Below are 5373 nucleotides of genomic sequence, written 5' to 3'. Positions count from 1 at the left end.
GGTGTGTGGATTGTTGAATCAGATTCGAATTTTTCTAGAGCTAAAATTATCACTGCTGAAGCAACTGGTGAGTTTAAAATCACCAGCTAACAAGAACTTTAAACGGAACAAAAACAGTTGGCTATTGTTCGTTCCTCACAAAATTTTAGCCAACAATTTTTGTCCGCTTAAGTGGGCGTTAGTTTTAAAATATCATAAAGGATCCGTTTAACATGAAAGTATTTATTAGTTGGTCAGGCGATACCAGTAAAAAAGTTGCCGAAGCTATTAGAGAGTGGCTCCCAACAGTATTACAAACAGTTAAGCCTTATTTTACACCAAGTGACATTGAAAAAGGTACACGTTGGTCATCTGATATTGCAGGTGAACTTGATGATTCTATGGCTGGAATATTCTGTGTTACAAGTGAAAATCTAAGTAGTCAATGGCTTATGTTTGAAGCTGGTGCTATTTCTAAAAAAGTAGAACAATCACTTGTTTGTCCCATTTTAATTGGGCTAGACAACTCAGACATCAATGGACCTCTCACACAGTTTCAAACAACATTATTTGAAAAAAATGATTTTAAGAGGTTAGTATCTGATCTAAACAAAGCTAACAAGTCTAATGTATTAGATGAAAATGTACTTCATAAAGTGTTTGAACAATTTTGGCCTGAACTTGAAGGGAAGGTTAAAGGAATAATTGAAAAAAGTTGCTATGAAACTATTAGTACAGGTGATTTGCGTTCTGATCGAGATCTTATTGAAGAGATACTGACTCTATCAAGAGCACTGGCTATCCAAAAATCTGGGGGATTTAAGGCTCACAAAAAACTAAATCTGCTTATATCTGATTTTATAGAAGCTTTTGATCTAATATTTGACGCAGATTGGGAATATACAAAAGGGTGCTTAGAAAACAGTAGCGAAACATTTATTGATCCTAATGGCACATTTATTAATCCTGGGGTTAGTGATGAAGGCAATAATTGGGGCAATAGAGTATTCCTTTTAAACTCGTTTCGCGAATTAGTTGCTTATATTAAAAAATATGACATCGACATATAAACTAGTTTCAATTAAAACTAACAAGTTAATCAACTGGACGTATTACGGTTGTCATCATTTTTGCAAAAGAAAAAACTGCAAAAATAACACCAACCTACACGCCAGTTATTAAGGCGTTATATGCCCCTAGGGTTTAGGAGTTAATCATGGATATTGATGAAGATAAAATAGATGAGGCAGCCTTAGCTTTAATGTATCTCACATTGCATGATCATTTCCGAGCATGGAAACAAATTGATTGGGAAGTGACTAATCGACTACATGAAAAAGGTTTAATTTGTGATCCTGTTGGTAAAGCTAAATCTGTTGTACTAACGGATGAAGGACTCAAAAAATCTGAAGAGTTGTTTCATAAACTATTTTCAAAAAATTAAACGGCAAAATGGGCATATAACAAGCAAATTAACAGAACAAAAAACAGTTGGCTTTTGCTCCTGCGTCGCTATTTTAGCCAACAATTTTTTGCCCATTATTTGGGCGTTATATTTTTTGTATCTAGGGAGCTGTATTGAAACATTATTTTTTCTCTGAATTAGTTAAAATAAAAAAATCCATTAATTTATTGCAAGATGACCCAGATAATATTGATTGCTTTGTCTCTATTCAAAATGAATTGTTACTTTGGCACGAATGGTTAGAACAATCTGTGCGTAAGAGAAAAAAGCGATTGATAGAGCTTAAGCAATTGAAACGTTCAAGAACAAATACAAAAAATATGTCCATTGCTTTTAAAAACTCTATAAAAATTTGTAAAAGACAAATAGAAGAGCTTTCGGATCTAAAGTTATGGTCGAGACATATTGGAAATTCTTTACCGCATATTTATTATGATAAATATGATCTACGTCCGTATGCTTATTCGTTGGATAAGCAAGAGCTAAAAGAGCTTTCTGGGGATATTCTGGGAAAGGAGGGCCAAGACTTTGAAAAAAGTTGCTTTGATTTAGCAATTTCAAAGGGTATTAAAGCTCTAATGAATGACCTAACCAGCATTATGAGACACGGAGATTTAACTCTAATGGATAAAGATATTCCATATCTAATGGAGTTAAAGCAAAGTGAGGCATGTAAAAAGAAGGGGGAAAAACAGCTTAAAAGTATGAAGGCTGTGCAGGAATATATAATTACCGATGAAAGTGAATCTTTAAGAGGTGGAAATTATTTATCTAAACGCATTGCTATGAACAATGATGAAATTACAAGAATTGATGAGTTTAATAAGCACCTAGAGCTAACTAAAGTTAATGGTCATCATTTTTCTGCGATTGAAGAAGGTGTGTATTGTTATAGTTTTTATAGTGGAACTCCACCCGAAAAATTACGAGAACACATGTCATTTATTGATGGCTTAAAGCAACCTATGTTCATATCACTTAATGAATTAAAAAATAACTTAGATTTGTCACTTTTTTACCCATATTCACTTTCCCTAAAAGATCCTGAGGTTTTTGCAAGTTTTATTAGTGGATACCTATCAATTTACTTATTTATAGATTGGGAACATCTGAGCTCAATTGCACGAGAACTAAATGTTGACATTAAGTTAGAATCTGACGATTACTGTTTAAGTTTAACCTCTGGAAATTGTTCTACTGTGAAATCATTTACATTAACGAAAGCACTTGTGGAGTTTAGTTCTTTGGGGTGGGCTGTTAGAGAGGCTTGTAACCTTTATCACCAAACACTTGATTTGTATAATCATCAGGTTAAAGAAAAAATATAACAAGTCATTAAACTTGGACGCATTACGGCTGTCATTGTTTTTGCAAAAGACAAAGGCGCAAAAACAATACCAACCTACGCGCCAGTTAATGCGGCGTTAACTGTCCATTCGTAACCTGATAAGAGTTGTATATATGCAAGAGTTTTCATTAGAAAAAGTATCAGAAAGTATTCATTACGGAAAAACAAAAATATATTTTAAAGAAGTATTATCTTCATATCATAATGGTAACTATAGGTCTGCGACCGTAATGTTATGGTCTGTAGCCGTTTGTGATGTTGTTTTTAAGCTTCAAAGTCTAGTTGATTTATATGGGGATGCATCAGCGAAAGAGATCTTAGACGAAGTCACCGCTATCCAAATAGCAAACCCAAATTCACCGGCTTGGGAACTTCAGTTAATCGATGATGTAAACAATAAAACAAATTTAATTGATTCAGCTGAATATGAAAACCTTCGTTATTTGCAGAAGCAAAGACATTTATCTGCCCACCCTGTATTGAATAAAGATAGAGAGCTACACTCTCCTAAAAAAGAAACAGTGAGAGCATTAATCAGAAATACGCTTGAAGAGTTATTAATAAAACCTCCTTTTTATACTCAACATATCCTAAAAGAATTACTTCAAGATCTCGATGAATCTAAAGAAGTATTGAATGACAGAAATAAAGCTAAAAAGTATGTTGAAAGTAGATATTTCAGCAGGACAACTCCGGCTGTTGAGTTGAATTTATTCCGCTCTTTATGGAAATTTGTTTTTAAGCTAGAAAATGAGAGTTGTAATAAGAATAGAGTAATTAACTTATATGTACTTGAAGTTCTTGCTAGTAGAAATAGAGCCGTATTAGCCGATGAAATAACAGGGGATTTAGACTATTACAGTAATATTTCTTCATCTGAAACACCATCTTCATTCGCTGTGTATTTCTTATCTCAATATCCTGATATCTATCCATTATTGAAAGAAGAAGCAAGGCTTAAAATTATCCACTGTATTGAAAATAATAGAGTAGGTAAGATTATGGGATGGTTCATAAAAGAAGATATCAGAAAGCACTCTAGAGATATTAAAGAGTGGATTGATAGCGAAGAGCCTCCCTCATTCGCTCCAGAAGAGCTTGATACATTACTGGATATTTCTGATACAGAAGAATGGGAAGAAGAGTTCTGTAATATAGTCGCATATTACTATGGAAAAAGTGGTTCTTATGATCAGGCTGATGCTAGATTTCAAGTTGCTATACCTAAATATATAAAGCTTTTCAATCGTGCTTCATTAACTTATTTAGCCGAGAAAATTGAGGGGAATTCACAATGTCATGATAGAGGCAAGGCTCGACATGACTATGTTTTTATTAAAACCCAACTAGATAATAAATTTGGTGATGATTTTCCATACAATGAATATGAATGGTTTAGCCGTAAAATAGATCTTGGTGAAGATTAGAAACAGTTAACAAGGCATTTAAAACGGAACTAAAACAGTTGGTTAGGCTCCGCTTCGCTCCACATTATAACCAACTATTTTAGTCCGCTTAATGCAGCGTTGGTATGTGCCATGTCATTTTAATAAATTTCAAAGTAGATGTAGAAGGAATTCAATGAAGCGTTACAGTCAAGGAAGTTTGTGGAAAACCGATGCAAAATCAGAAGATCACCGTTTTTACATTGAAAGTGATCTACTAGCAAATTGCATAGGTTATGGACATGCTGCTACAGCAAGAGAAGGGGAAGTAGCTGGTTTTACTTGGAGTAAACATAGCCTTGGCTATGCCCTATTAGGATATTTGGTTGAAAGGGCTTTAGGTTTCAGTAGGCTTCCATTTTGTATGGATCGTGTTCAACATTGGGCCATTGATTCGTTGAATGACAATATTAAACATTTTCTCGAAAGTGTATCAGAAAGAGAGTTATTGGATGCAATCGAAGAGCTTAAAGAGTTGTATGATCATACTCAAAAAAAGCTATCAAATGAAAATATAGATTTAATAACATTAACGAGGCAAATTAAAAGTGAAGATGGTTATCAATCAACCGAAGGGTACGCTGAAAGTTTGATGAAGCTAAAAGTCGCAGCTGAATATTTGGAATTAAATGAAATTGAATTTGAAATGGACTTGCTTAACTCCTACAGCTCTTCGGGTAGTTATCAGCATTGGGCTGATGTGACAATCGATCACAATGTTAACCCCGTTGATATAATATATTGTTCTGCTCTTGTTGGTCGTAAAGGAATAGATAACTTTAATGAATCAGGAGAGTGGGTTGTAATCAATCGATCATCAACTGGTAAAATTAAGCTTCCAACTAGCTCTATAAGTTACAAGCAAGACCTTTGGAAACAAAAGGCAATTATTAGAAGCGAGGAAGAAGCTATTAGAATCATTGAAGATTACAAATTTCCTCTGCGTGGCAGGACTTCATTCGATAATAATTATGGAGAAAAAGAAATGCTTAAGACAAAGAAGAAAAAATTAATAGATTTTATTCTGAATAAGCTTTGATGTAAACAGCGCACATAACAAGTCATTTAAATGGAAAATTAACAGTTGGCCATCGCTTCGCGATTATACGCCAACCATTAATTTCCACTTAATGAGG

Annotated in this window: 5 protein-coding genes; all 5 read left to right on the top strand. The window is 34.0% G+C overall.

The genetic code is table 11. The features are described from left to right. Nucleotides 1–212 precede the first annotated feature (212 nt). Nucleotides 213–1049 carry a TIR domain-containing protein gene (locus MT391_RS20470; RefSeq protein WP_499499920.1) on the top strand — a complete coding sequence of 279 codons (837 nt, stop codon included), beginning with the start codon at nucleotides 213–215 and terminating at the stop codon, nucleotides 1047–1049. Nucleotides 1050–1195: 146 nt separating this feature from the next. Then, on the top strand, nucleotides 1196–1423 hold the full coding sequence (locus MT391_RS20465; RefSeq protein WP_077288332.1) for a DUF6429 family protein: 228 nt from the start codon (nucleotides 1196–1198) through the stop codon (nucleotides 1421–1423). Between the two features lie 134 nt (nucleotides 1424–1557). After that, the gene (locus tag MT391_RS20460; protein ID WP_499499918.1) at nucleotides 1558–2772 is read left to right on the top strand and encodes a hypothetical protein; all 1215 of its coding nucleotides are present in this window, start codon (nucleotides 1558–1560) and stop codon (nucleotides 2770–2772) included. 133 nt (nucleotides 2773–2905) lie between these two features. Further along, nucleotides 2906–4219 carry a hypothetical protein gene (locus tag MT391_RS20455; RefSeq protein WP_499499916.1) on the top strand — a complete coding sequence of 438 codons (1314 nt, stop codon included), beginning with the start codon at nucleotides 2906–2908 and terminating at the stop codon, nucleotides 4217–4219. A gap of 154 nt (nucleotides 4220–4373) precedes the next feature. Then, nucleotides 4374–5276 (top strand): hypothetical protein, encoded by a 903-nt coding sequence (locus MT391_RS20450; protein ID WP_499499914.1) that lies wholly within the window; start codon nucleotides 4374–4376, stop codon nucleotides 5274–5276. Nucleotides 5277–5373: the final 97 nt, after the last annotated feature.

The sequence above is a fragment of the Vibrio sp. 1-Bac 57 genome (assembly GCF_037546855.1).
Lineage (GTDB): Bacteria > Pseudomonadota > Gammaproteobacteria > Enterobacterales > Psychromonadaceae > Psychromonas.
The sequence above is the reverse complement of the archived record's forward strand: the minus strand, read 5'-3'. Positions and strand labels throughout refer to the sequence as shown.

Bases quoted from the DNA above. Each gene is read 5' to 3' on its own strand.
- MT391_RS20455 (WP_499499916.1), top strand. From the start codon at position 2,906: ATGCAAGAGTTTTCATTAGAAAAAGTATCAGAAAGTATTCATTACGGA.
- MT391_RS20465 (WP_077288332.1), top strand. From the start codon at position 1,196: ATGGATATTGATGAAGATAAAATAGATGAGGCAGCCTTAGCTTTAATG.
- MT391_RS20450 (WP_499499914.1), top strand. From the start codon at position 4,374: ATGAAGCGTTACAGTCAAGGAAGTTTGTGGAAAACCGATGCAAAATCA.
- MT391_RS20470 (WP_499499920.1), top strand. From the start codon at position 213: ATGAAAGTATTTATTAGTTGGTCAGGCGATACCAGTAAAAAAGTTGCC.